Raw genomic sequence first — 23,343 nt, 5'->3', positions numbered from 1 at the left:
GTTTTCGTTACCCTTATTGCTGGTTCAGGTCTTGGGCGAGGCCGGACGCCGCCGCCAGAGCATCGCGTCGCAGATCAGCCCGTGCAAGCCAATCCGACATCGCGTCTTTTGCCGGCTGCGGCAAGGCGTCAAGCTCGCCCAGAGCGGTGTCCAGATCCCCCTGTCCGACGGCCGCTTCGGCACGGGACAGGATGGCGTCGGTGGAGGTGCCCTCTTTCGGGGTGACCGACCGTGCGCCAAGCTGGCTTTGGAAGAACGCGCCGAACCCGCCGGATGCGGGCTCTTCGCCCTCGGGGGTGGCGGCGGTGCGCGAGGCCGACAGGGCTGCGCGCGCCGCATCGGGGAAGCTTGCAGCCAGCGCGGCAACCGTGGGCACGCCATCTGCCGCTGTGGCCGAAAGCGCCTCGGGGACGTCGACACCGTTGTCCCCCAGCATGGCCAGAGGCTCTGCAAAGGGGGCGCCCGCCTGCACCTGCGCGATCACATCGGACAGCGCGGCGCGTGCAGCGGCCAGTCGCGCCTGTTCCTCGGCGTTGTTTTCCAGCGCGCGGGCTTCTTCGACGATCTGCTGCATCTCTGCGGTACGCTGGTTCAGCGTCTCGGTCAGGGCGGCTTTCTCGATTTCAAGCGCGGCCTTCTGATCGGCCACGGCGGTGCGCAGCTGTTCCAGCTCGCGCTCGTAGGCGGCAATCGCCTCAGGCGAGACCGCCTCCGCAAAGGGCTGTTTTTCCAGCGCGGTCATGCGGCTGTCGATGGCGGCGATCTGGTCGCCAAGCCCCGTCAGACGGCCATCCATATCGGACAAGGCATCCTGCACACCGGCCAGACCGGCATCCAGCGCGCCCAGATCAATGCCGTCCACCTGCGCCTGCAGATTGGTGACCGCATCAGGCAAGGCCCCCAGATCGGAGATCTGCGCCTGCTGGGTGGTCAGGGCGTCACGGGTTTCCGTCTCGAACGGGCTGTCCCCGCCCACGACACCAAAGAACGCCGCCGCATAGCCAAGTCCGGCTGCCACGGCTCCTCCCAGAACCAGCGGGACAAAGCCGCCACGTTTCTGTTCGGGCTGCACCGCAGGCACCGGCGCAACGGCAACGGGATCGCTGGGCGCGGCGGTTTCAACGGGCTCTTCCTCAACGGTATCGTCCGCAGCGGTTTCGTCCCCGGACGCGGCGGAAGCCTCGACCACTTCGGCGTCGTCGGTTGTCTCGTTGGCGTCAGGCACAGCATCAACCGCGGCGGTGCCTTCGGCATCGGGATCTGGATCTACGTCTGGCGCAAGCGCGGCATCGTCATCTGTGGTTTCATTTGCGTCCGGTTCGGCCTCGACGGCGGCGGCACCTTGCGATGTTTCCTCGCGCAGCGCCTCTTCGGCGTCGGTTTTGGTCTGCTTGGACGATTTGTCCTCAGTCGTGTTTGCCACGTCCTGTCACCCTTTCAACCTGTCGGCCGGAGAGCAGGCTCTCCGGTTTTCGTTATAATGCGCCTGTGCCTCGGTCAGTAATGCGCTGACCGCCTCCAGCATCGCGCTTGAATCGGGCCGCGCCGCGACCTTCTGTGATACTATATGTAACGGCGCGAGGTTGAAGGCCACAGCTTCGCTCATTGCCGCAACATGTAAGGGCGCATTCCCCCCTGATTGTGCCAGCAAATTCGCCGTCCGAGGCGAAAACACCGGAACGATGATGGGGTTTTGCCCCGTCAGCAAGGCTTGCGCAGCGTCAGAGAGCGGAATTTGCGGCTGATCGTAAACGACCACGGCTGTGGTCGGGATCCCCGATGCTGACAATTTTTCCGATATATTCCCCCGCCGGTGCAGGCCCGCCAGATGCAAAAGCGGACCGCAAACGGGCTGCGCCAGCATTTGTGCCACCAGATCCGCCGCGTCCTGCGCGATGATTCGCACCTCGAACCCCGCATCACAGGCCGCTGCCGCCGTGGCCCTGCCCACCGTATAGGCGGGCAGATCGCACGCCATTTGCATCGACACCCACGCCGCCACACCATTGGCAGAGCTAAAGATCACCCCGCGCACCCCGTCCAATGTCACATCCGGCGACAGGGGGACGATATCAAACAGCGGGGACAGACAAACGTCGAAGCGGTGACCCTGCGCACGCAACGCCGCAACAAACTGCTCCGAGGCTGCCCGTGGCCGCGTCATCAACACGGTGGGCACCGGATCGCGGCAAGGCTGGGCCGTGTCTGTGGGCATCAAGGTCTCTGACATTGTGAGGCAGGCATACAGGTGGTACTCGCTAGCACCACTTATGGCAATGTCGCCCCATGGCCAGACGCGAGGACCGCACCGTGACCGACCCATTGATCCTTGGCCTTGAAAGCAGCTGTGATGACACGGCAGCGGCAGTGTTGCGCGGGCGCGCGTTGTTGTCCTCTGTCGTCGAAGGGCAAAGCGCTTTGCACGCGGATTTTGGCGGCGTGGTGCCGGAAATCGCCGCCCGCGCCCATGCCGAGCGGCTCGATCACTGCGTGGAACGCGCCTTGGACGCAGCGCAGGTCCGCCTGCAGGACATCGATGCGATTGCGGTCACCGCCGGGCCGGGGCTGATTGGCGGCGTTTTGTCCGGTGTGATGATGGGCAAGGGGCTGGCCACGGGACTGGGCAAGCCGTTGGTCGGGGTGAACCACCTTGCGGGGCATGCTTTGACGCCGCGTCTGACCGATGGGCTGAGCTATCCCTATCTGATGCTGCTCGTCTCTGGCGGGCATTGCCAGTTCCTGATTGTGCGCGGCCCGCAGGCGTTCACCCGCCTTGGTGGCACCATCGACGACGCGCCGGGAGAGGCCTTTGACAAGACCGCGCGCCTGTTGGGCCTGCCCCAGCCTGGTGGTCCCTCGGTCGAGGCGGAGGCCAAAGACGGCAACCCCAAGACCTACCGGTTCCCCCGCCCGCTGCTGGACCGTCCGGGGTGCGATCTGTCTTTCTCCGGCCTGAAGACCGCATTGATGCGCCAGCGCGATGCGATCATCGCGGACAAAGGCGGCCTGACCCGTCAGGACCGCGCCGATCTGTGCGCCGGGTTTCAGGCCGCCGTGCGCGATGTTCTGGCCGAGAAAACCCGTCGGGCCATCGCCATCTATATGCAAGAGGCGCCTTCCGAGCCCGCACTGGCCGTGGCAGGAGGGGTTGCTGCCAACATGGCCATTCGTGACACTTTGCAGCAGATTTGCTTCGACGCTAAGGTTCGGTTTACCGCTCCGCCCCTAAAACTGTGCACGGACAACGCAGCGATGATCGCCTATGCTGGGTCGGAATTGCTTGCAGCCGGTGTTGCGCACGACATGACCCTGTCGGCGCGACCCCGTTGGCCGTTGGACAAAACGGCTGCGCCTTTGGTCGGCCACGGCAAGAAAGGAGCCAAGGCATGAGCATTGCGATCCTCGGGGCGGGGGCCTTTGGGACGGCTCTTGGCATTTCCTTGACGCAGGCGGGGCACGGCGTGACGATCTGGGCGCGCGACCCCTACGCCGTTTCCCGCATCCGCGATCACCGGTCCTCGCCGCGCCTGCCGGGGGTGCGTATTCCCGACAAACTTTGCGCCGTGACCAATCTGCAGGACGCCGCATCCGCCGACATCATTCTGGTGGCCGTTCCGGCGCAAAGCCTGCGCAAACTGCTGCGCAAGATCGAGGTGCCGCTCGACGACAAGAAGATTGTCCTGTGTTGCAAGGGGATTGATCTGGAAACCGGCCTTGGCGTGGCAGAGCTGACCCGACAGGCCGCGCCCGCCGCCAAGATTGCGGTGCTGACAGGTCCAAGCTTTGCCAGCGATATCGCCTCTGGCCTGCCGACGGCGCTGACTCTTGCCTGTCAGGATCCCGAGACAGGGCGCACCCTACAAGAGGCGCTGTCGACGCCGGTTCTGCGCCTGTACACCACAACCGATACAATCGGGGCTGAACTGGGCGGCGCGTTGAAAAACGTCATGGCCATCGCCTGCGGTGCCTGTATCGGGGCCGGACTGGGCAACAGCGCCCGCGCCGCGTTGATGACGCGCGGCTTTGCAGAAATGACGCGGCTGGCAACACAGCTCGGCGCACAGGCGGACACGATGTCGGGTCTTTCCGGGCTGGGCGATCTAACGCTGACCTGCACGTCTGACCAATCGCGCAATTTCAGGTTCGGCCTGTCGCTGGGCCATGGCGAGGATTTCGAACCCAGCGTAACCGTCGAAGGGGCCGCGACGGCCCGCGCAGCGGCACAGCTGGCGGACCGGCACGGGCTATCACTTCCGATCACACAGGCTGTCGCCTCTTTGACGACGGGCGACTTGACGGTGGCGGACGCATTGGATCAATTGCTGTCCAGACCTCTGAAGGAAGAATAAGACATGCTCATCGCCCTCATCGCTCTGGACAAACCCGGCGCCCTGCAGATCCGCAAAGACAACCGTGACGCCCACCTCGCCTATCTCAAGGCGACCGGCGTTGTCAGCCAGGCGGGCCCGTTTCTGGACGATGCTGGCGATATGTGCGGCTCGCTCATCGTGCTGGATGTGCCAGACATGTCGGCCGCGCAGGATTGGGCCGACAATGACCCCTATGCCAAGGCGGGCCTGTTTTCCTCGGTCACGCTGCGGCCGTGGAACAAGGTCATTTAATGGCTCACTGGCTGTTCAAATCGGAACCCTCGGCCTGGTCATGGGAGGATCAAGTCGCCAAGGGGGCCGAGGGTGAGGAATGGGACGGCGTCCGGAATTATCAGGCGCGCAACTTCATGCGCGAGATGAAACTGGGCGACCTCGGCTTTTTCTATCATTCCCAGAAAGAAAAGGCGGTCGTCGGCATCGTCGAGATCTGCGCCGAATGCCACCCGGATTCCAAATCCGACGATCCCCGCTGGGAATGTGTGGACATTCGGGCAGTGAAGCCGCTGAAAAAACCTGTGACGCTGGACATGGTGAAATCCGATCCACGCCTGTCAGATATGGCCTTGGTCCGCAGCTCGCGTTTGTCTGTGCAGCCCGTCACCGAAGACGAGTGGCAGATCATCTGCACCCTCGGCGGCCTGTAAGCGTAACATCAGACAAAAGCGGGGGGCCCTGACAGTGATCAAGACCCCCCTCTCACCCACGTGCTCCCTACGCACCACACGTGAAACTGAATTTCGGGTCCGACCGTTCTAGCCAGATATGCACCAGTGATACCCGCAGGTAGCCGTTCCGGCAACGCTCCTTTCGGGACAATTTGAAACGACTGGATCAAAAGAAAGCGCCGCCGGTGTGACCCCGCGGCGCAATCTTGGACCGGATCAGCCGTAGACGGCGTCTTTGCCGAAATGCTTTGTCAGCATGTAATAGATGACCGCGCGATATTTGTTCCGCTCGGATTTGCCGTAGGTTTCGATGACCTGATTGATCGCTTCCATCAGATCCGGGCTGTCGGACAGGCCCAGTTTCTTCATCAGAAAGTTCGCCTTCACCGTTTCCAGTTCGGCAGGCTGGCTGGACGCCACGGTGGACGCGTCCGCATTGTAGATCGACGGGCCGCAGCCGATGGTCACCTTGCGCAGCAGGTCCATATCCGGCTCCATACCGCATTTGTTGCGCAGATCGTCGGCGTATTTTTCAATCAATTCGTCACGTTTTCCCATGACAGTCACTCCCTCGTACCGAGCCGCAGAACATAGCGGCCCCTTTGTGTTGCGGCCTTTGCGACCTTGCGCACCAAAGTTAACGAGACACCCGAATCACGCAAGGAAAATAGCACCGGCAATTTCCCCCGGTGCCCCCGACCGGGGCCGACTGGCACCAAATTGCGACATACCATGCGGACCTTCGGACTGTTTAAGGTGGGTTAATGGTCCCGCGGTATGAATTGACTGTGCGCCGTGAAGGCAACGCAGCTTCGCCCACCACCCCTCAGCAAGGACGCCCGACCTGATGCCGGAGACTGAATTCGATCTGAATGCGTTGATCGACGATATTCTCGGCGTATTGGCCCCGGCGCATCTGCAAACCACGGTGCAGCTTCGACGGGATCAGGTCGGGGATGGACCGCTGCGGGTTCTTGGAACAGAGGCGCGGCTTCAGGACGAACTGTTCGCTGTTCTGGAACATGCCATCCAGTTGACGGAGCCTGCACCGACCGTGATCACGCTTTTGCGCGGAGAGGCGGGTGTAACGCTTCACGTCACGCGCGGGCAGTTGGACATCTGGCACAGCCAGTGCCTGCCCTGCCCCGACCGTTTCAGTGGTTTGCTCGTTCTCGTGGCCGAGGATAACGCCACCATCCAGATGGTGGTGGCAAAGCTGCTGGGGCCCACCGGCGTCACACTGGTTCAGGCCCTCGATGGGCAGCAGGCGATCGACCGATATGAACGCCAAACGTTTGATTTAGTGCTGATGGACGTGGCTATGCCGGTCATGAGCGGGCTACAAGCCGCGCGCGCCATCCGTCAGATCGAGGCGCGCGGCGCGCGGCCCCACGTGCCGATTATCGCCCTCACCGGAAATGCCGCGACAGAAGATCGCGCCGCCTGCCTACAGGCGGGCATGTCCGACGTCCTCTCCAAACCGGTGAACCGCGCACAATTGATTGACGCCCTGACCCGCTGGACCGGCCACCGCACGCACCAACAATCAGCGTAGAACAAAAAAGGGCGGCGGCCTGCGCCACCGCCCCGTTGGTCAACCAATCCCCGCTTAGTAGCGGTAGTGTTCCGGCTTGAACGGCCCTTCGGGCGTGACACCGATATAGGCGGCCTGCTCGGGCGAAAGCTGGGTCAGCTTCACGCCGATACGTCCCAGATGCAGGCGCGCGACCTTTTCATCCAGATGCTTGGGCAGGATGAAGACGCCGGGCTGGTAGGCGTCGCCGTTCTTCCACAGCTCGATCTGGGCCAGCACCTGATTGGTAAAGGAGGCAGACATCACAAAGGACGGGTGGCCCGTGGCGTTGCCAAGGTTCAGCAGACGGCCCTCGGACAGCAAGATGATGCGCGAGCCCGAAGGCATCTCGATCATGTCGACCTGTTCCTTGATGTTGGTCCACTTGTGGTTCTTCAGGCTGGCCACCTGAATCTCATTGTCGAAGTGGCCGATGTTGCCGACGATGGCCATATCCTTCATCTCGCGCATATGCTCGATGCGGATCACGTCCTTGTTGCCGGTGGTGGTGATGAACACATCCGCGCTGTCGACCACGTCCTCCAGCAGAACCACCTCGAAGCCGTCCATGGCGGCCTGAAGGGCGCAGATCGGGTCTGCTTCGGTAACTTTGACGCGCGCGCCCGCACCGGCCAGCGACGCTGCCGAGCCTTTGCCCACATCGCCATAACCGCAGACCACGGCGACCTTGCCTGCCAGCATCACATCGGTGGCGCGACGGATACCGTCGACCAGCGATTCCTTACAGCCGTATTTGTTGTCGAACTTCGACTTGGTGACGGAATCGTTGACGTTGATCGCGGGGAAGGGCAGCTGGCCGTTCTTGTGCAGATCGTACAGGCGGTGAACGCCGGTGGTGGTTTCCTCGGACACGCCCTGAATGGCATCGCGGGTCTTGGTGAACCAACCCGGCGAGGCTTCCATGCGCTTCTTGATCTGCGCCTTGATCACCGCCTCTTCTTCGGACTGCGGGACGGGAATGATGTCTTCGCCCGCCTCGGCGCGTGCGCCCAGCAGGACGTACAGCGTCGCGTCGCCACCATCGTCGAGGATCATGTTCGCGCCGTCAGGGAACTGGAACGAGCGGTCGAGGTAATCCCAATGCTCTTCCAGAGACTGGCCCTTGATCGCGAAAACCGGAGTGCCGCCCGCCGCGATCGCCGCCGCCGCGTGATCCTGCGTCGAGAAGATGTTGCACGACGCCCAACGCACATCCGCGCCCAAAGCCACCAGCGTTTCGATCAGAACGGCGGTCTGGATCGTCATGTGCAGCGAGCCGACGATGCGCGCGCCTTTCAGCGGCTTGGATTCACCGTATTCCTCGCGCAGCGCCATCAGGCCCGGCATTTCGGTTTCGGCGATATCGAGTTCCTTGCGGCCAAAGTCCGCAAGCGCGATGTCCTTGACGACGTAATCTGCGGCCATGAGGCTGCCTCCATTCATTTGTGTTGTGCGGGCAAATATCATTCCTTGCCCATCGCGACAATGCGCATCAGAATTACGGTATAAAAAGCATAAACAGGGGGCGCAGATGACAACCAAAACCTACCCGGAGAACGAATACGGCCGCTATTGCATTCCAGAAGGGCTGGAACAGCGTCCTGCGGCAAAGGCCGTGTTGTCCGGCCGACCCTATGAGCCCGATACCATTCGGTTTATGCGGCAAAACTGCGGGCAGGGCGATATCGTCCACGCCGGAACGTTCTTTGGTGACTTCCTCCCAGGGCTGTCAAAAGGGATGGCCCGCGACGCAAAAGTCTGGGCATTCGAGCCGAACCCTGACAATTTCGCGGCCGCTTGCCAAACCATCCAGCTCAACAACCTATCGAATGTTGAACTGACAAATGCCGGCGTCTCAAATCAGCCCGGCGAAATCCTGTTCAAAACCAAAAATGACCAAGGGCGCTCGCTTGGGGGGCTTAGCCACTTTGTGACCGAACACGGACCCGGGGTCGAAGCGGTCCAATCTGCAATGATCGATTACGCCGTCCCGCGCGAGCGTCATGTTTCCATCATACAGTTTGATGTAGAGGGGCATGAGGTTCAGGCTCTGCTTGGATCCTTTCACACAATCCACCGCTGTAAACCGATCCTGATCTTGGAATATTTTGAAAAAATGTCGTGGCTCACCCGCCAGTTCCGGGGTCTTGGCTATGAACGGATCGGAAAACTGCACGGCAACACCGTTTTCGCCGTACAGGGCGCGGGCATAACTATCTGAGACATCAAACATGGCAAAACCTCCCCGTGCGTGGCAGCGCATGCTGTCCGGTCGCAGGCTTGACCTGTTGGACCCGACCCCCGTGGACATCGAAATCGAAGACATCGCGCACGGGCTTGCCTTTGTGGCGCGGTGGAACGGCCAAACGCAGGGGGATTATGCCTATTCTGTCGCGGAACATTCCCTGCTGGTCGAGGATCTGTTCACGCGGATGAACCCGCGGGCCTCGGCTGCGGATCGCCTGACAGCCTTGCTGCATGACGCGCCGGAATATGTCATCGGCGATATGATCAGCCCGGTGAAGGCCGCCGTTGGTCCGGGCTATGGCGAGCTGGACAAACGGCTGACCGCCGCCATTCACATCCGCTTTGGCCTGCCAGCGGTCACACCGCTGCGTTTGAAACAGAAGATCAAGAAAGCCGACAACATCAGTGCATGGATGGAAGCGGTGCAAATCGCGGGCTTTACCGAGACAGAAGCGAACAAGTTCTTTGGCCGACCGGACAAATCGGTGATTGACGGATTACAGATCCATCTGCGCCCGCCCGTGGCGTGCCGGAAAGATTATACCGACCGGCACAATGCGCTTTTGTCGCAGATTTAAGAGTTAATCCCGCAACGCGACGCGAAATTACCCGATATTTGGAAACATTCGCCCCAAATTGCCCCCATTTCCTCGGCACACCGCCACCACGGACGGCGCAGACCGTCGAATCTGGGGATATTGGAGCGGATTATGTTACGTGCAAAAATTATTCTTATGTCGCTGTGCTTTTTAACCACGGCAGGCTGCGGCGGTTTGAATGCCGTCAGCCGCAACGACACCGGTATGGCGTTTGCCGCCGGTGATGTCGCAAACCCTGACCAGACCATTCTGTCGCAGGCGCATGCGCTGAATGATATGACAGCGGAACTGGTGCGCCGCGCGACCGTCAAAGGCGCGGTGACAGGGGCCGCTGCCGGATGCGGGCTTGCGCTTGTGGCCGATGGTGGACAATGCATCGCGGGCGCCGTTCTGGGCGGTGGGCTGGGTGCCATGGTCGGCAATGCCATGGGGCGCGACCAAGTCGCCAATCGGGTCGAGATCGTAAAACTGTCACAGGTCACCCCCGCCATCGCGGATGCGCAAAAGGAAATGGCGCAGATGAACGACGGGCTGTCCGACTATCTGGACCAGCAGGACCAAGAGCTCGCCACCATGCGTGAATTGCGCGACAGTGGCATGGTCGCGTCCGAGGATTACGATGCCCGCGTGGATCACGTCCGCCTGCTGCGCGCCGATCTGGCGCAGTCGCTGTCGCTGTCGGCCGAACAGGCGCGCATCGCAAAAACAGCGCTTCAGCAAGCCGGGGCACAGGGCCAGACCGGGCTGGACTGGCACATCATGTCGGCGGAAACCCTCGAGGATGAGGCCGTCTCGGCCCGCTCGCGGATCTCGCTTCTGTAATCAGCGCGGCGAGCGTTTGGCCAAAATCCGTTGCAGCGTGCGGCGGTGCATGTTCAAACGCCGCGCCGTTTCAGACACGTTACGATCACACAGCTCGTAGACCCGCTGGATATGCTCCCAACGTACGCGATCCGCGCTCATGGGGTTTTCCGGCGGCGGGGGCAGCTCGTCTCCCTTGGACAGCAGCGCGTTTGTGATGTCGGTCGCATCCGCCGGTTTCGACAGATAGTCGGTGGCGCCGATCTTGACCGCAGCGACCGCCGTCGCAATCGCGCCATAGCCGGTCAGAACAACGATCCGGCTGTCGGGGCGTTTCTCGCGCAGCACCTCGACCACGTCCAGACCGTTGCCATCCTCAAGGCGGAGGTCGACAACCGCGTAGGCGGGCGGGCGCGCCTTGGCGATGGCGGTGCCACCGGCCACGGATTCGGATGTCTCGACGGCAAAACCACGCTTTTCCATGGCCTTGGCCAACCGTTTCAGGAACGGTTCGTCATCATCCACCAGAAGCAGCGACCGGTCTTCGCCCAATTCATGAATGTCAGGGTCTGCCAAAGGCTCCGCCTCCCGTTGCGATGAGATGTGAAAAACTCTTAACCATCGCAGGGGATACGGTCAAACGCCCTTGGCGGATCACTCAGGATGTCGCGTCGACAAAACAGCCGACCCGTTCGGCCATCTTCTCGGGCGTCACCTCGCGGCGGAAATAGTCGACAAACCCGACCTCTGGCATCACCAGATAGGTAAAGGTCGAATGGTCCACGAGGTAATAGTCATCCTCGGCATCCTGCGCCTGATAGTAGGTGCGATAGGCCCGAGACGCGGCGCGGACCTGTTCGTCAGACCCTGTCAGACCAATCATGCGCTCGTGGAAGTTCTCGGCGAAATCTCCGACCACTTCGGGCGTGTCGCGTTTGGGGTCGATGGTGATAAACACCGGCGTGACAGATTGTCCCTGCTCTTCGAGCAGATCCACCGCCTCGACGTTGCGGGCCACATCAAAGGGACAGATGTCCGGGCAGAAGGTGTAGCCGAAGTAGATCAGCGTGGGTTCGGTGATCACATCCGCATCGGTCACGGTCTCGCCCGCGCCGTTGACCAGCTCGAACGGGCCGCCGATGTCACCGGCCACAGCCCCCTCGCGGCACTGTTCAAAGGCATCTTGCGCGCCGCCGAACAACCCGTCCAGCCATCCCGCCGACGCCGCATAGGTCCCGCCCAAAAGAGCGACAACCGCCACCCCCGCAGCCTTTGCGTAGGTCTTCAACATCTGTTTCTCCTTCATGCCAGAGCGTCCCGGCGACTAGATAATGCCTGTTCGGCGCGTTGGTACCACTTGCCATGTGCGGCGCAACCGCACAAAAACGTCGCATGAGCACCACGGAATTCGGCCTTCTTGGCGAAGAGCAGCGCAGCAACTGGATCCGCCTGCGGACGATGATCCTTCTGCGCTGGGTCGCGATCATCGGACAGGTGGCGGCGATTACCGCCGCCCAGCGCATGTATGATCTGCAGATCGAACTGGGGCTGTGCTACCTTGCGGTGGGCACCTCTGTCGTGGGCAATCTGGTCGCGACCTTTATTTTCCCCGAAAACAAACGCCTGTCCGAGGCAGAGAACTTCATGATGATGATGTTCGACCTGCTGCAACTGTGTTTCCTGCTGTTTCTCACGGGCGGTCTGAACAACCCGTTTTCGCTGTTGGTGATCGGGCCGGTGACAATCTCGGCCTCTGTGCTGTCGCTGCGGTCGACCGTGACGCTGGGCGCGACGGCGATGGTGCTGGTGACCGCGATGGTCTTTTACCACTTTCCCTTGCGCACGGACGAGGGGGTCGTTCTCAGGATTCCTGACATTTTCGTGTACGGCCAATGGACCGCAATCCTGATCGCGCTGGGCTTTTTGTCGGCCTATTCACGGCGCATCGCACGCGAGATGAATTCGATGTCCGACGCGCTGGCCGCCACGCAGATGGCCTTGGCCCGCGCGCAAAAGCTCAATGATCTGGGCGGTGTGGTCGCAGCGGCGGCGCATGAGCTGGGCACGCCTTTGGCGACGATCAAACTGACCTCGTCCGAGCTTGCGGACGAGCTGGACGACCATCCGGAGCTGGCGGAGTTAAAGGAAGACGCCCTGTTGATCCGCGAACAGGCGGACCGATGCCGCGATATCATGCGGTCCATGGGCCGTGCGGGCAAAGATGACCTGCACATGCGGCAGGCCCCCCTGATCGAGGTGATCCGCGAAGCCGCGGAGCCACATCAGGACCGCGGCAAGGACATCCTGATCGAGGACGGCCCCGGCCCTGGCGGCAGTCCTGCACAGCCTCATGTGCTGCGCCGCCCCGAGATCATCCACGGCCTGCGCAATCTGGTGCAGAACGCTGTGGATTTCGCACGCGGCACTGTCTGGATCGAAGCGATGTGGACCGCCGATGTGGTGTCGATCCGCATTCTTGATGACGGGCGGGGTTTTCCGCCGCAGCTTCTGGGCCGCATCGGGGACCCGTTTGTGCGCCGACGTCGCAGCGAAACGGACCGGCGCGCCCGCCCCGAATACGAGGGCATGGGGCTGGGCCTGTTCATCGCCAAGACACTGCTGGAACGCAGCGGTGCCGAGCTGAGCTTTGCCAACGGGTCCGACCCGTATGCCCCGATGACCGCGCCGGGCAATCCCGGTGGCGCCATCGTCGAAGTGGTCTGGCCCCTGTCTAAAATTACGCCAAACACGCCTCAAGGGCAGCCATTGGGAGACAATCAGCGCTTTATCGAATGATTCTCAACTAAGTTAACAGCGTGTTAACCTTATTGACGTTAACCAAAAACAGGGTGCGTTTCGCTGGGATTTGGTGGCGGGGGACAAGTATTGCACGACGGGATGGTGATGGCGATTGGTGCCGTGTTGGGGCTTGCGCTTCTGGGCATCCTCTACCTGTTGGTCACGACCCGCCAACGGCGCGACCTGCGCGTCGACCCAAGACAACGCGCCCCCTCTGAGACCATTCTTTTGATGCGCGACGGTCATGTCATCGACCACACCCCCGACGTGGCCCATCTGTTCAATCGCCGCGATGTGCACGACCTGACATGGGCAGAGCTGCGCGCCAGCCTGCTGACCGGCTTTCCCGACATGCCCGAAGCCATGCCCACCACGTCCACGCGATGGGCCAGCCCAGTGGTCGAGAATGCCGTGCTGCGGGCCGACGCAAAAGGCGCGTCGCTGCGGATCTCGCTGGAAACCCCGTCGACCACGCCGGCAGAGATCTACCGCGCGATCACCGCCGAACAGACGCTGGACCAATTCCACACGATCTCGGAACTCGCGCCCGATCCCGCATGGCAGACTTCCGACGACAATACGTTGCTGTGGTGCAACCACGCCTACAGCCGGTTGATGCCACCGGGCGCAGAGGTCGACAGCCCGCCGGTTTTTGACCTGCCCGAGCCCGTCATGCGGGCGCGCCAGATCAACCGCGTCAGTCTTGAAACCGCAAACAGCCCCGCCAAGTGGTTCGAGGTCACCTCGTTTCCCACACCCGGTGGCTGGATGCATTTCGCGTCCTCCATCGACGGGTTGGTGAATGCGGAAATGGCGCAGCGCAACTTTGTCCAGACCCTGACCAAAACCTTTGCCCATCTGCCTATCGGGCTGGCCGTTTTTGACAAATCCCGCCAGCTTGTCCTGTTCAACCCCGCCTTGGTGGACCTGACCCATCTGCCGGTCGATTTCCTCAGCTCCAAGCCGAACCTGTTGTCCTTCTTCGATCACATGCGCGAAAACCGCATGATGCCCGAGCCAAAGAACTACGCCAACTGGCGCGACAAGCTCTATGACGTGGTGTCGGCCGCGCGCGAGGACCGTTATGCGGAGACGTGGAACCTGTCCTCCGGCCTGACCTACAAGATCACCGGTCGCCCGCACCCCGACGGGGCCGTGGCCTTTCTGCTCGAAGACATCTCTGCAGAAATCAGCCTGACCCGCCGCTTCCGGTCCGAGCTAGAATTGTCGCAGTCGGTGCTGGACTGTCTCGATGATGCGGTGGTGGTGTTTTCGCGGCTGGGGGTTCTGACCTTTTGCAACGCGGCCTACCGCGACTTGTGGAACGCCGCGCCAGACAACAGTTTTGCCGAGGTGAACATCGTCGATGCAACGCGGGATTGGTCCGACGCCTGCACCCCGAGCCCGATCTGGGCCGACATCCGCGAATTCGTGCTGACCCTGCGGGAACGGGCCACGTGGGACGCGGAGCTGACGTTACACACGGGCCAGCACATAACCTGCACTGTGGAACCTGTCGCTGCGGGGGCAACGATGGTGCGGTTCGCGCGCAGACGCCATGCCAGCGATGCTTGCCGTGACACAGGCGCCGCTGCCTCTGGCGCCCCCTAGCTCTGCGCTCTTGCAGCCCCGTGCGGCACTGGTATCTATGCGCCCATGACCCTGAGCACTCCGCTGACACTGACACTGACCTCTGCCGATGCGACGGCGGATTTTGCCCGTGCGCTGGCGGAACATCTACAGCCCGGGGACGTGCTGCTGATGTCTGGCGGGATCGGCGCGGGCAAGACCCATTTCGCCCGTTCCCTGATCCAGACCCTGTTGATCGAACCCGAAGATGTCCCTTCGCCCACCTTTACGCTGGTGCAGGAATACGACACCCGATCCGGCCCCCTGTGGCACAGCGATCTGTATCGCCTTGGCGGACCGGACGAGATCGAGGAACTTGGCCTGCTCGATGCCTTTCAGGAGGCGATCTGCTTGGTGGAATGGCCCGACCGTCTGGGAGAGCTGACACCCGCGAACCCGCTGCGCCTGAGCTTTGCCACGATGGAGGAGCCTGACCACCGCAGTGTCACCATAGAATGGAGCGATGCGCGCTGGGCTGGGCTGCTGGAAATCGCCCTCTTGGCCGCGCCGGTGCCCCCACAGGACAGCCATGTCACCGCGTTTCTGAAATCCGCCGGCTGGCAGGATGCCGAGACAACGGTGCTTGCGGGGGATGCCTCGTCGCGGATGTATTCCCGACTGTGGCGTGGTGATGACACTGCCATTTTGATGCAGGACCCAGATGGTGACACGGCCTTGTTCGCACGCTTGTCGCGCTACCTGACAGGTCTGGGCCTGTCCGCACCGCTGATCCTGTCCGAGACCCAAGGCATGCTGCTGATCGAGGATCTGGGCGACGATCTGTTGGCGCGATGCGCCACCGACCCACAAAGCGAGCGTCGCCTGTATCTTCAAGTGACCGAAACGCTGGCCGAGTTGCACCGCCACGCCCCGCCCGAAGGGCTGGCCACCGCCACCCCCGATCATCTGGCGCAGGCCACCGATCTGGCCTTTACCCATTACGCGCGGATGCCTGATCTGATCGCCGAGGCGACACACACCTTTACACGCATTCTGGATCAACACGCCCGCCCCGACGGGGTGACGGTGCTGCGGGATTTCCACGCCGAGAACCTGCTGCTGCTTCCCGAACGCAAGGGGCCTGCAGCCATCGGCCTGTTGGATTTTCAGGATGCGCTGATCGGGCATCGCGCCTATGATCTGGTGTCTTTGTGCCGTGATGTGCGCCGCGACATCACGCCGGAGACCGAGGACGCCTGCATCGCCGCCTATATTGCCACAACCGGGGTGGAGGATGACGCCTTTCGTGCGGCCTATGCCTGTCTCGGGGTGCAACGCAATCTGCGCATCTTGGGTGTGTTCGCGCGTCTGGCCATGACGCAGGGCAAGACCCGTTACCTTGATTTTATGCCGCGCACTTGGGCGCATATCCGCTCCCAGATGCAGCATCCGGCACTGGCCCCGATGCGACCGGTCCTTGACCAGTTGCCCGCCCCCGATGCGACCTTCCTACAGGAGCTGCGCGCGCAATGTCCGACCGACTGACACCGGATGCCGTGATGCTGTTTGCCGCGGGCTTTGGCACGCGCATGGGCGCGCTGACGGCGGACCGGCCCAAACCCTTGGTGCCGGTGGCGGGCAAGCCGCTGCTGGATCATGCGCTGGCGCTGACCACGCAAATCCCCACCCGTGTGGTGAACGCGCATTATCATGCGGACCAGATCGTGGATCATCTGCGCGGCACCGACATTCACGTGAGCGTCGAACAGGACCGTATCCTCGACACCGGTGGCGGGTTGAAACAGGCGCGGCCCTATCTTGGAGAGGGTCCGGTCTTCACATTGAACACCGATGCGGTCTGGGCCGGACCAAACCCGCTGGAGGCCCTGCGCGCCGCGTGGCAGCCCGATCGCATGGATGCGCTGCTGCTGTGCGTCCCGCTTGATCGGGCCGTGGGCCGCAAGGGCGGGGGCGATTTCACGCTGCAAGACGACCAACTGATCTGGGGCGGTGATATGGTCTACACCGGTGCCCAGATCATCAAGACCGAGCTGCTGGATGGCATCACGGACGACGCCTTCTCCCTGCATGTTCTGTGGAAACAGGCAGAGCAATCGGGGCGGTTCTGCGGCCTCCCCTACAGCGGAACATGGTGCGATGTGGGCCACCCCGAGGGCATCACACTGGCCGAGGACATGCTGGCCGCCCAGCGCTGAACCAGCGCGACAAAAGCTGTCACCCCCTGCGCTGGCCATGGTTGCCCTGACCGCGCAGCCGGTCCATTCTAGCCCTGACCATTCCGGCCCATATTCAGGGTCACGAGGACCAAATGCCTGCACCAAAACTGTTTTCCGAGTCCGGCCCGCGCCTGTTCGGCCTGCCCTCCGGCGTTGATTTTCCCGCCGCTTTGGTCGACGGATTGCGCGCCCGCCTGCAAAACCACCCGCCCGAGGCAATTGCCCAGGTCGAACTATATGTGAACACCGACCGCATGCGCCGCCGGTTGCGCAGCCTGTTCGATCAGGGGCCGGCATCTCTGCTGCCCCGCATCCGGCTGGTCACCGATCTGGCCGACCCCGTCACCCGCGCCCAGCTTCCCGCGCCGGTGCCACCGCTGCGCCGCAGGCTGGAACTGACCGGACTGGTGTCGGCCTTGCTGCGGACCTCGCCCGAACTGGCCCCCCGTGCGGCGCTGTTCGATCTGTCTGACAGTCTCGCCACGCTGATGGAGGAAATGCACGGCGAAGGTGTCGCCCCCGATGATGTGGCCAATCTGGATGTCAGCGACCAATCCGGCCACTGGCAGCGGGCGCTGACCTTCTTTGGGATTGTGCAAAGGTATTTCGAGGACGACAGCCTGCCCGATGCGCAAGGCTTTGCCCGTCGCGCGATGGAGATGCGTCTGGCCGCGTGGCAGGAAACACCGCCGCAGCATCCCATCATCATCGCAGGCTCCACCGGATCGCGGGGCACCACCCACGCCTTTATGAAAGCGGTCTCTCATCTGCCACAGGGTGCGGTGATCCTGCCCGGTTTCGATCCAGACATGCCCGATACGGTCTGGGATATGCTCAACGATCCGCTCACCGGCGAGGATCACCCGCAGTACCGCTTTGCCAAGCTGCTGCGCGAGCTGGACCTGCGCCCCCGTTCGGTTTCCGGTTGGACGGACGCGCCCGCCCCCGCGCCTGCGCGCAACCGCGTGGTGTCGCTGGCGCTGCGCCCCGCCCCTGTCACCCACCAATGGCTGTCCGAGGGGCCGCATTTGCCCGACCTGCCAGAGGCCATGCAGGGCGTGACCCTGCTGGAGGCACCGTCCTTGCGCGAAGAGGCGCTCGCCATCGCGCTGCGCCTGCGTCAAGCGGCGATTGACGGCACCGAAGCGGCCCTGATCACACCCGACCGGATGCTGACGCGTCAGGTGACCTCGGCGCTGCAACACTGGGGGATCACGCCGGACGATTCCGCAGGCATTCCCGCGCAGCTCACACCGCCGGGCCGTTTCCTGCGGCTGGTGGCCGAACTGTTCAGCAAACCGCTGGCCGCCGATCTGCTGCTGTCGATCCTGAAACATCCGCTGTGCCACGCGGGCAAGGACCGGGGGCAGCACTTGCTGAACACCCGCGATCTGGAACTGTACATCCGCCGCAATGGCATGCCCTACCCGACGCCCGACACCCTGACGCAATGGGCGGAAAAAGCAGAGCGTCCCGTCTGGGCTGCATGGGTCGCGCGGCTGTGTCAGGTGCATCGCACCGGCACCACGCCGCTGCTGGACTGGGTCACCGACCATCTTGATCTGGCCGAGACGCTTGTGTGCGGCAGCAGCGATGACAGCACGCCCGCGCCCCTGTGGGACGAGGTGGCGGGCCGCCGCCTGCGTCAGATCACGACAAACCTGCTGGCCGAGGCGGGCAACGGCACCGACATGGGCGCGCGCGACTATGCCGATCTGTTCAACGCCCTGCTGTCGCGCGAAGAGGTCCGCAACCCCGATACGCCCCACCCTCTGATCCGCATCTGGGGCACGCTGGAGGCCCGCGTCGGTGGCCCGCGTTTGCTGATCCTGTCCGGCCTGAACGAAGGGTCATGGCCCGAGGTCCCCTCGGCCGATCCGTGGCTGAACCGCCGGATGCGCGCGGATGCAGGGCTTTTGCTGCCGGAACGGCGCATCGGTCTGTCGGCCCATGACTTTCAACAGGCCATCGGCGCGCCCGAGGTCTGGCTGACCCGTTCGCTCAAATCCGACGAGGCCGAAACCGTCCCGAGCCGCTGGGTCAACCGTCTGGTGAACCTGATGACCGGCCTGCCCGATCGCAACGGCAAGGCGGCGCTGGACCAGATGCGCGATCGCAGCCGCGAATGGCTGGACATGGCACGCGCGTCAGAGGCGCCGATCACCGCCCCGCCCGCCACGCGCCCCTCGCCCGCGCCGCCGGTCGCGGCCCGCCCCACAGAGCTGTCGGTCACCGCGATCCGGCGCCTCGTCCGTGATCCTTATGCGATCTACGCGCAAAAGGTGCTGGGCCTGCGCGCGCTGGACCCGTTGATGCAGGCCCCCGACGCGCTGATGCGGGGCATCCTGACCCATAAGGTGATCGAGGATTTCATCCGCGAAACCGTCGACGACCCCAGCCATCTGACCCCAGACAGGCTGCAAGAGATTGCGGCGCAGGAACTGTCGGAGATCCCCTTTCCCACCATGCGCACGCTGTGGCAGGCGCGGGTGGATCGCTTTGCGCCGTGGTTTGTCTCGTCCGAGGCGGCGCGGCGTGATCGTGCCCTGCCCAAAGCCGCCAACTTCGAGATCACCGGCCGCGCCGAAATCGCCGAGCTGGGCTTTACCCTTGTGGGGACGGCAGACCGGATCGATATGGACGACACTGCCGGCGCGCATGTCTACGACTACAAAACCGGCAGCGCCCCAAGCCCTGCGCAACAAAAGACCTTCGAAAAACAACTGCTGCTGGAAGCGGCCATGCTGATGCGCGGGGCCTTCCCGGATATGGCACCGCGCCATATCGCCTCGGCCACCTATATCCAGCTTAAACCCGGTGACCCGCGCGAGGTCGAAGCCCCGCTGGACGACTGCCCGCCAGACCAGACATGGTCCGAATTCACCGCGCTGATCGCAGCCTATATGCAGCCGGACAAGGGCTACACCGCCCGCCGCGCACTGATGAAAGACACCGACCGCGCCGATTATGACCACCTGTCGCGCTTTGGCGAATGGGACGTGACCGACGACGCGCAGCTGGAGCCGCTGACATGAGAGATGACGCAACCGAAGCGCAGGTGCGCGCCGCCGCGCCGACCCATTCCACCTGGCTTGCGGCCAATGCCGGTTCGGGCAAGACCCGCGTGCTGACCGACCGCGTGGCGCGGTTGCTGCTCGAAGGGGTCGATCCCAGCCACATCCTGTGCCTGACCTACACAAAGGCCGCCGCAACAGAGATGCAGAACCGCCTGTTCAAGCGTCTCGGCGGCTGGGCGATGCTAGCGGAACCTGCGCTGCGCGACGAGCTGGACCAGCTTGGCGTCGACCAACAGCCCACTCAGGACTTCCTGCGTGAGGCCCGTACCCTGTTTGCCCGCGCCATCGAAACCCCCGGCGGCCTGCGCATCCAGACGATCCATTCGTTCTGCGCCTCCTTGCTGCGGCGCTTCCCGCTGGAGGCGCAGGTCTCGCCCCAGTTCAAAGAGATGGAAGACCGCGCCGCCGAACTGCTGCGGGCAGAGCTGCTGGAAGAGATCGCCGACGGGCCGGACAGTGGCCTGCTGGAAACCATCGCCCCCTATCTGACGATTGACGATATGGAGGGCCTTTTGCGCAGCATGTGCGCGCAACGCGACATCTTCCTTGACCCGCCCACGCCCGACACGATCCGCGCCCACTATGGGCTGAGCGACAGTGACGATCTGGACGGTTTGCTGGACCGGGTGTTTCTGGGGTCGGAAACCGTGCTGGCGCAGTCGCTCAGCGCCGCACTGATGACGGGCGGCAAGACCGACAAGGATCTGGGCGCGCTGCTGTCACGCATCGGCGAACGGGATCTGGCGGGCTGGAAGGCGGCTTTGCTGACCAAAGAGGGCACGATCAAAAAGCGCCTCGGGACCAAAGGCGTGCGCAACGCCCATGGGGACAGTTTCGACCAGCTCGACCAACTGGCCGCCCGGATCGAGGACGCGCTGGACATCGAAAAGGCGATTCACGCCGCCAACCGCGACATTGCCCTGATCGCCTTTGGCGCGCGCTTTGTACCCGCCTATGAACAGACGAAACTGCTGCGCGGCTGGCTGGATTTCGACGACCTCATCACCCGCGCCCGCGATCTGTTGTCCAACGAAAAGGTTGCGGATTGGGTGCTTTACAAGCTGGACGGGGGCATCGACCACATCCTCGTGGACGAGGCACAGGACACCAGCCCCGTGCAGTGGCAGGTGATCGAACGGCTGGCGCATGAATTCACATCCGGCGAAGGCGCGCGCACGGACACGCGGCGCACGATCTTTGTCGTGGGGGACAAAAAGCAGTCGATCTACAGTTTTCAGGGCGCCGACCCGCGCGAATTCGACCGCATGCGCGAGGATTTCCGCGAACGGTTGCGGATGACCGATGCGCCGCTGGTGGATTCTGAACTGGCCTATTCCTTTCGCTCGGCGGAACCGATCCTGCGGGTTGTGGACAATACCTTTGTCCATGCGGGCGACAGCGGCTTTGACGGGGCGCTGCACCGGGCGTTCAAATCCAACATGCCGGGCCGTGTTGACCTGTGGCCCGTGGTCGAAAGCGTCAAGGACGACGGCGACAGTCCGTGGCACGAACCGTTGGACCGCGCCGCATCGACCCATCACACGGTGATCCTTGCGCAGCGGATCGCCCGGTTCATCAAACAGACCATCGACGCGGGCCACCCGATGCCGATGGAGGAGGGTTTTACCGACACTTACACCGCGCGGCCGGTGCATGCGGGGGATTTCCTGATCCTCGTGCGGCGGCGGGGTGTCCTGTTCAAAGAGATCATCCGCGCCTGCAAACAAGAAGGTCTGCCCATCGCCGGTGCCGACCGGCTGAAGGTCATGGCCGAACTGGCGGTGCGCGACATTATCGCAGTGCTGTCCTTCCTTGAAACCCCCGAGGATTCGCTGTCTTTGGCGACGGCCCTGCGGTCGCCGCTGTTTGGCTTGTCGGAACAAGAGCTGTTCACGCTGGCCCACAACCGGCCCCGCAAATACCTGTGGGAGGCGATCCGTGACACCGATACGCCCTATGTCGCCGTGTTGAAGGATCTGCTGAGGAACACCGATTTCCTGCGCCCCTACGATCTGATCGACCGCATTCTGACCCACCACAAAGGCCGCCGCCTGCTGATTGGCCGTCTGGGGTCCGAGGCAGAGGACGGCATCAATGCGCTGCTGCAACAGGCGCTGTCCTACGAGCAAAGCGCCGTGCCCACGCTGACCGGCTTTCTGGAATGGGCGCAGGCCGACAATCTGGAAATCAAACGCGCACCCGACAGCAAAGGCGCCACTCTGCGCGTCATGACGGTGCATGGCTCCAAGGGGCTGGAGGCGCCCATCGTGATCCTGCCCGATTGCGCCCAACCGCGCACCGATATCAAGGCCGATATCCTGTCAGACCCGGACGGCGTGATGTGGAAACAGTCCGCAGGCCAGCAGCCGCCCCGCCAGTCCGACGCGATCGAGGCTGCCAAAACCCGCGAGGCGCAGGAACGTGACCGGCTGCTTTACGTCGCCATGACCCGCGCGGAAAAATGGCTGATCGTTACCGCCGCCGGTGAACTGGGGACCAAGGGCGAGGCGTGGTACGATCAGGTGGCTGCAGGGATGGAACGATCCGGCGCAGTGAACCACAGTTTCGACTTTGGCGATCTGGGCGCGGGCGAGGGGCAGCGCATCACCCATGGCGATTGGGATTTGCCCGTGGCCCAAAGCGCCCCCGCCGCACCGCTGGTCGCGCCGGAATACCCCGCGACGCTGGACGCCCCTGTGCCCCTGCCCGCCCCGGTGGCGAAAACCGTCAGCCCCTCAGGTCTGGGCGGGGCCAAGGCGCTGGCCGGTGCCGATGGCGACAGCGAAGACGTGGCCATGGCACGCGGCACCGCCCTGCATCTGATGCTGGAAACCCTTGCCCCGCTGACGCCCGCGTTGCGCGAACAGGTGGCGCCTAGCTTGCTTGACGAGTTAACACAGGGAGAGAACGCGGACCTCATCGCCGATCAACTGCCCCATATCCTGTCAGAGGTGCAGACCGTGCTGTCCGTGCCGGAACTGGGCTTTCTGTTCGGGCCGGATGCCTTGGTCGAGGTGCCCGTCACCGCTGATCTGCCGGGCCTTGGTCGGATGCACGGCATCATCGACGTCCTGTTGGTGAGCGACACCAAAGTCACCGCCGTTGACTTCAAGACCAACCGAGTCGTGCCGCAGACCGCTGACCAGACGCCAGAGGGGCTGCTGCGCCAGATGGGGGCCTATGCCGCCGCGCTGGGACAGCTGTATCCGGATCGCGAGATTGAAACCGGACTGCTGTGGACGGCGCAGTCGCGTTATATGCCTTTGCCGCACGACATTGTGAGGCAGGCCTTGCAAAGGGCCACCATCCCTTGACGGCTGAGCGGGCGGCACATAGTTTTCAGAACCTGAACGGGCCCGCTGCTCGCTGACCCGATACCCAGATC

General features: G+C 63.1%; 20 protein-coding genes. 14 read left to right on the top strand and 6 right to left on the bottom strand.

Going from position 1 to position 23,343, the window contains the following annotated elements:
- Positions 1-13 precede the first annotated feature (13 nt).
- Together ACN5AZ_RS09060 and ACN5AZ_RS09055 are read right to left on the bottom strand one after the other, a co-directional pair.
- On the bottom strand, positions 14-1,423 hold the full coding sequence (locus ACN5AZ_RS09060; protein ID WP_419428552.1) for a mitofilin family membrane protein: 1,410 nt from the start codon (positions 1,421-1,423) through the stop codon (positions 14-16).
- Positions 1,424-1,429: 6 nt separating this feature from the next.
- Complete coding sequence (locus ACN5AZ_RS09055; protein ID WP_419428551.1) at positions 1,430-2,215, bottom strand: uroporphyrinogen-III synthase; 786 nt, start codon at positions 2,213-2,215, stop codon at positions 1,430-1,432.
- A 95-nt stretch (positions 2,216-2,310) separates the two neighbouring features.
- On the opposite strand from ACN5AZ_RS09055, the gene tsaD reads away from it, so the two are divergent.
- Genes tsaD through ACN5AZ_RS09035 form a run of 4 tightly spaced genes read left to right on the top strand, consistent with a single transcriptional unit; the run spans position 2,311 to position 5,035 of the window.
- Positions 2,311-3,390, top strand: a complete 1,080-nt coding sequence (gene tsaD, locus ACN5AZ_RS09050; RefSeq protein ID WP_419428863.1) for a tRNA (adenosine(37)-N6)-threonylcarbamoyltransferase complex transferase subunit TsaD — start codon at positions 2,311-2,313, stop codon at positions 3,388-3,390.
- Positions 3,387-4,349: an NAD(P)H-dependent glycerol-3-phosphate dehydrogenase gene (locus ACN5AZ_RS09045; RefSeq protein ID WP_419428550.1), complete on the top strand. Its 963-nt coding sequence runs from the start codon at positions 3,387-3,389 to the stop codon at positions 4,347-4,349. Before tsaD ends, ACN5AZ_RS09045 begins: the two co-directional genes overlap by 4 nt.
- Positions 4,350-4,352: 3 nt before the next feature.
- Entirely contained in the window at positions 4,353-4,622 is a 270-nt protein-coding gene (locus ACN5AZ_RS09040; RefSeq protein WP_419428549.1) for a YciI family protein, read from the top strand.
- Positions 4,622-5,035, top strand: coding sequence for an EVE domain-containing protein (locus ACN5AZ_RS09035; RefSeq protein ID WP_419428548.1), 414 nt, complete (start codon positions 4,622-4,624; stop codon positions 5,033-5,035). Before ACN5AZ_RS09040 ends, ACN5AZ_RS09035 begins: the two co-directional genes overlap by 1 nt.
- A 237-nt stretch (positions 5,036-5,272) precedes the next feature.
- Here the strand turns inward: ACN5AZ_RS09035 and ACN5AZ_RS09030 are convergent, their stop codons facing one another.
- On the bottom strand, positions 5,273-5,614 hold the full coding sequence (locus ACN5AZ_RS09030) for a DUF2853 family protein (RefSeq protein WP_419428547.1): 342 nt from the start codon (positions 5,612-5,614) through the stop codon (positions 5,273-5,275).
- A 289-nt stretch (positions 5,615-5,903) separates the two neighbouring features.
- Here ACN5AZ_RS09030 and ACN5AZ_RS09025 point away from each other — a divergent pair, with 289 nt between their 5' ends.
- Positions 5,904-6,611 carry a response regulator gene (locus ACN5AZ_RS09025; protein ID WP_419428546.1) on the top strand — a complete coding sequence of 236 codons (708 nt, stop codon included), beginning with the start codon at positions 5,904-5,906 and terminating at the stop codon, positions 6,609-6,611.
- A 54-nt stretch (positions 6,612-6,665) separates the two neighbouring features.
- Here ACN5AZ_RS09025 and ahcY read toward each other — a convergent pair whose 3' ends face one another.
- Positions 6,666-8,054, bottom strand: a complete 1,389-nt coding sequence (ahcY, locus tag ACN5AZ_RS09020; RefSeq protein WP_419428545.1) for an adenosylhomocysteinase — start codon at positions 8,052-8,054, stop codon at positions 6,666-6,668.
- Positions 8,055-8,160: 106 nt separating this feature from the next.
- Between ahcY and ACN5AZ_RS09015 the strand changes: the two genes are divergently transcribed.
- From ACN5AZ_RS09015 to ACN5AZ_RS09005, 3 genes are all read left to right on the top strand, one after another.
- On the top strand, positions 8,161-8,850 hold the full coding sequence (locus tag ACN5AZ_RS09015; protein WP_419428544.1) for an FkbM family methyltransferase: 690 nt from the start codon (positions 8,161-8,163) through the stop codon (positions 8,848-8,850).
- A 10-nt stretch (positions 8,851-8,860) separates the two neighbouring features.
- The gene (locus tag ACN5AZ_RS09010) at positions 8,861-9,454 is read left to right on the top strand and encodes a hypothetical protein (RefSeq protein ID WP_419428543.1); all 594 of its coding nucleotides are present in this window, start codon (positions 8,861-8,863) and stop codon (positions 9,452-9,454) included.
- A gap of 132 nt (positions 9,455-9,586) precedes the next feature.
- Positions 9,587-10,297 (top strand): hypothetical protein, encoded by a 711-nt coding sequence (locus tag ACN5AZ_RS09005; RefSeq protein WP_419428542.1) that lies wholly within the window; start codon positions 9,587-9,589, stop codon positions 10,295-10,297.
- Here the strand turns inward: ACN5AZ_RS09005 and ACN5AZ_RS09000 are convergent, their stop codons facing one another.
- Positions 10,298-10,852 carry an ActR/PrrA/RegA family redox response regulator transcription factor gene (locus ACN5AZ_RS09000; protein ID WP_419428541.1) on the bottom strand — a complete coding sequence of 185 codons (555 nt, stop codon included), beginning with the start codon at positions 10,850-10,852 and terminating at the stop codon, positions 10,298-10,300.
- An 82-nt stretch (positions 10,853-10,934) separates the two neighbouring features.
- Entirely contained in the window at positions 10,935-11,567 is a 633-nt protein-coding gene (locus tag ACN5AZ_RS08995; RefSeq protein WP_419428540.1) for an SCO family protein, read from the bottom strand.
- A gap of 101 nt (positions 11,568-11,668) precedes the next feature.
- Between ACN5AZ_RS08995 and regB the strand changes: the two genes are divergently transcribed.
- The 6 genes from regB to addA all read left to right on the top strand — a co-directional run bounded on the left by regB (position 11,669) and on the right by addA (position 23,272).
- Positions 11,669-13,072, top strand: a complete 1,404-nt coding sequence (gene regB / locus ACN5AZ_RS08990) for a sensor histidine kinase RegB (RefSeq protein ID WP_419428539.1) — start codon at positions 11,669-11,671, stop codon at positions 13,070-13,072.
- Positions 13,073-13,180: 108 nt separating this feature from the next.
- Positions 13,181-14,686, top strand: coding sequence for a PAS-domain containing protein (locus ACN5AZ_RS08985; RefSeq protein ID WP_419428538.1), 1,506 nt, complete (start codon positions 13,181-13,183; stop codon positions 14,684-14,686).
- Positions 14,687-14,731: 45 nt separating this feature from the next.
- The gene (gene tsaE, locus ACN5AZ_RS08980) at positions 14,732-16,189 is read left to right on the top strand and encodes a tRNA (adenosine(37)-N6)-threonylcarbamoyltransferase complex ATPase subunit type 1 TsaE (RefSeq protein ID WP_419428537.1); all 1,458 of its coding nucleotides are present in this window, start codon (positions 14,732-14,734) and stop codon (positions 16,187-16,189) included.
- Complete coding sequence (locus tag ACN5AZ_RS08975; RefSeq protein WP_419428536.1) at positions 16,174-16,860, top strand: nucleotidyltransferase family protein; 687 nt, start codon at positions 16,174-16,176, stop codon at positions 16,858-16,860. Before tsaE ends, ACN5AZ_RS08975 begins: the two co-directional genes overlap by 16 nt.
- A 113-nt stretch (positions 16,861-16,973) precedes the next feature.
- Positions 16,974-19,916 (top strand): double-strand break repair protein AddB, encoded by a 2,943-nt coding sequence (addB, locus tag ACN5AZ_RS08970; protein ID WP_419428535.1) that lies wholly within the window; start codon positions 16,974-16,976, stop codon positions 19,914-19,916.
- Positions 19,913-23,272, top strand: a complete 3,360-nt coding sequence (addA, locus tag ACN5AZ_RS08965) for a double-strand break repair helicase AddA (protein WP_419428534.1) — start codon at positions 19,913-19,915, stop codon at positions 23,270-23,272. Before addB ends, addA begins: the two co-directional genes overlap by 4 nt.
- The last annotated feature ends 71 nt before the right edge of the window (positions 23,273-23,343 follow it).

The organism is Sagittula sp. SSi028 (assembly GCF_048553715.1).
Classification (GTDB): Bacteria; Pseudomonadota; Alphaproteobacteria; order Rhodobacterales; family Rhodobacteraceae; genus Sagittula.
This window is presented reverse-complemented; position numbering and strand designations above follow the sequence as displayed.

Excerpts from the sequence above, each read along its gene's own strand:
- tsaE (WP_419428537.1), top strand. The coding sequence starts at position 14,732 with ATGACCCTGAGCACTCCGCTGACACTGACACTGACCTCTGCCGATGCG.
- ACN5AZ_RS08975 (WP_419428536.1), top strand. The coding sequence starts at position 16,174 with ATGTCCGACCGACTGACACCGGATGCCGTGATGCTGTTTGCCGCGGGC.
- addB (WP_419428535.1), top strand. The coding sequence starts at position 16,974 with ATGCCTGCACCAAAACTGTTTTCCGAGTCCGGCCCGCGCCTGTTCGGC.
- addA (WP_419428534.1), top strand. The coding sequence starts at position 19,913 with ATGAGAGATGACGCAACCGAAGCGCAGGTGCGCGCCGCCGCGCCGACC.
- ACN5AZ_RS09035 (WP_419428548.1), top strand. The coding sequence starts at position 4,622 with ATGGCTCACTGGCTGTTCAAATCGGAACCCTCGGCCTGGTCATGGGAG.
- regB (WP_419428539.1), top strand. The coding sequence starts at position 11,669 with ATGAGCACCACGGAATTCGGCCTTCTTGGCGAAGAGCAGCGCAGCAAC.
- ACN5AZ_RS09040 (WP_419428549.1), top strand. The coding sequence starts at position 4,353 with ATGCTCATCGCCCTCATCGCTCTGGACAAACCCGGCGCCCTGCAGATC.
- ahcY (WP_419428545.1), bottom strand. The coding sequence starts at position 8,054 with ATGGCCGCAGATTACGTCGTCAAGGACATCGCGCTTGCGGACTTTGGC.
- ACN5AZ_RS09045 (WP_419428550.1), top strand. The coding sequence starts at position 3,387 with ATGAGCATTGCGATCCTCGGGGCGGGGGCCTTTGGGACGGCTCTTGGC.
- ACN5AZ_RS09015 (WP_419428544.1), top strand. The coding sequence starts at position 8,161 with ATGACAACCAAAACCTACCCGGAGAACGAATACGGCCGCTATTGCATT.
- ACN5AZ_RS08995 (WP_419428540.1), bottom strand. The coding sequence starts at position 11,567 with ATGTTGAAGACCTACGCAAAGGCTGCGGGGGTGGCGGTTGTCGCTCTT.
- ACN5AZ_RS08985 (WP_419428538.1), top strand. The coding sequence starts at position 13,181 with ATGGCGATTGGTGCCGTGTTGGGGCTTGCGCTTCTGGGCATCCTCTAC.
- ACN5AZ_RS09025 (WP_419428546.1), top strand. The coding sequence starts at position 5,904 with ATGCCGGAGACTGAATTCGATCTGAATGCGTTGATCGACGATATTCTC.
- ACN5AZ_RS09010 (WP_419428543.1), top strand. The coding sequence starts at position 8,861 with ATGGCAAAACCTCCCCGTGCGTGGCAGCGCATGCTGTCCGGTCGCAGG.
- ACN5AZ_RS09055 (WP_419428551.1), bottom strand. The coding sequence starts at position 2,215 with ATGCCCACAGACACGGCCCAGCCTTGCCGCGATCCGGTGCCCACCGTG.
- ACN5AZ_RS09030 (WP_419428547.1), bottom strand. The coding sequence starts at position 5,614 with ATGGGAAAACGTGACGAATTGATTGAAAAATACGCCGACGATCTGCGC.
- ACN5AZ_RS09005 (WP_419428542.1), top strand. The coding sequence starts at position 9,587 with ATGTTACGTGCAAAAATTATTCTTATGTCGCTGTGCTTTTTAACCACG.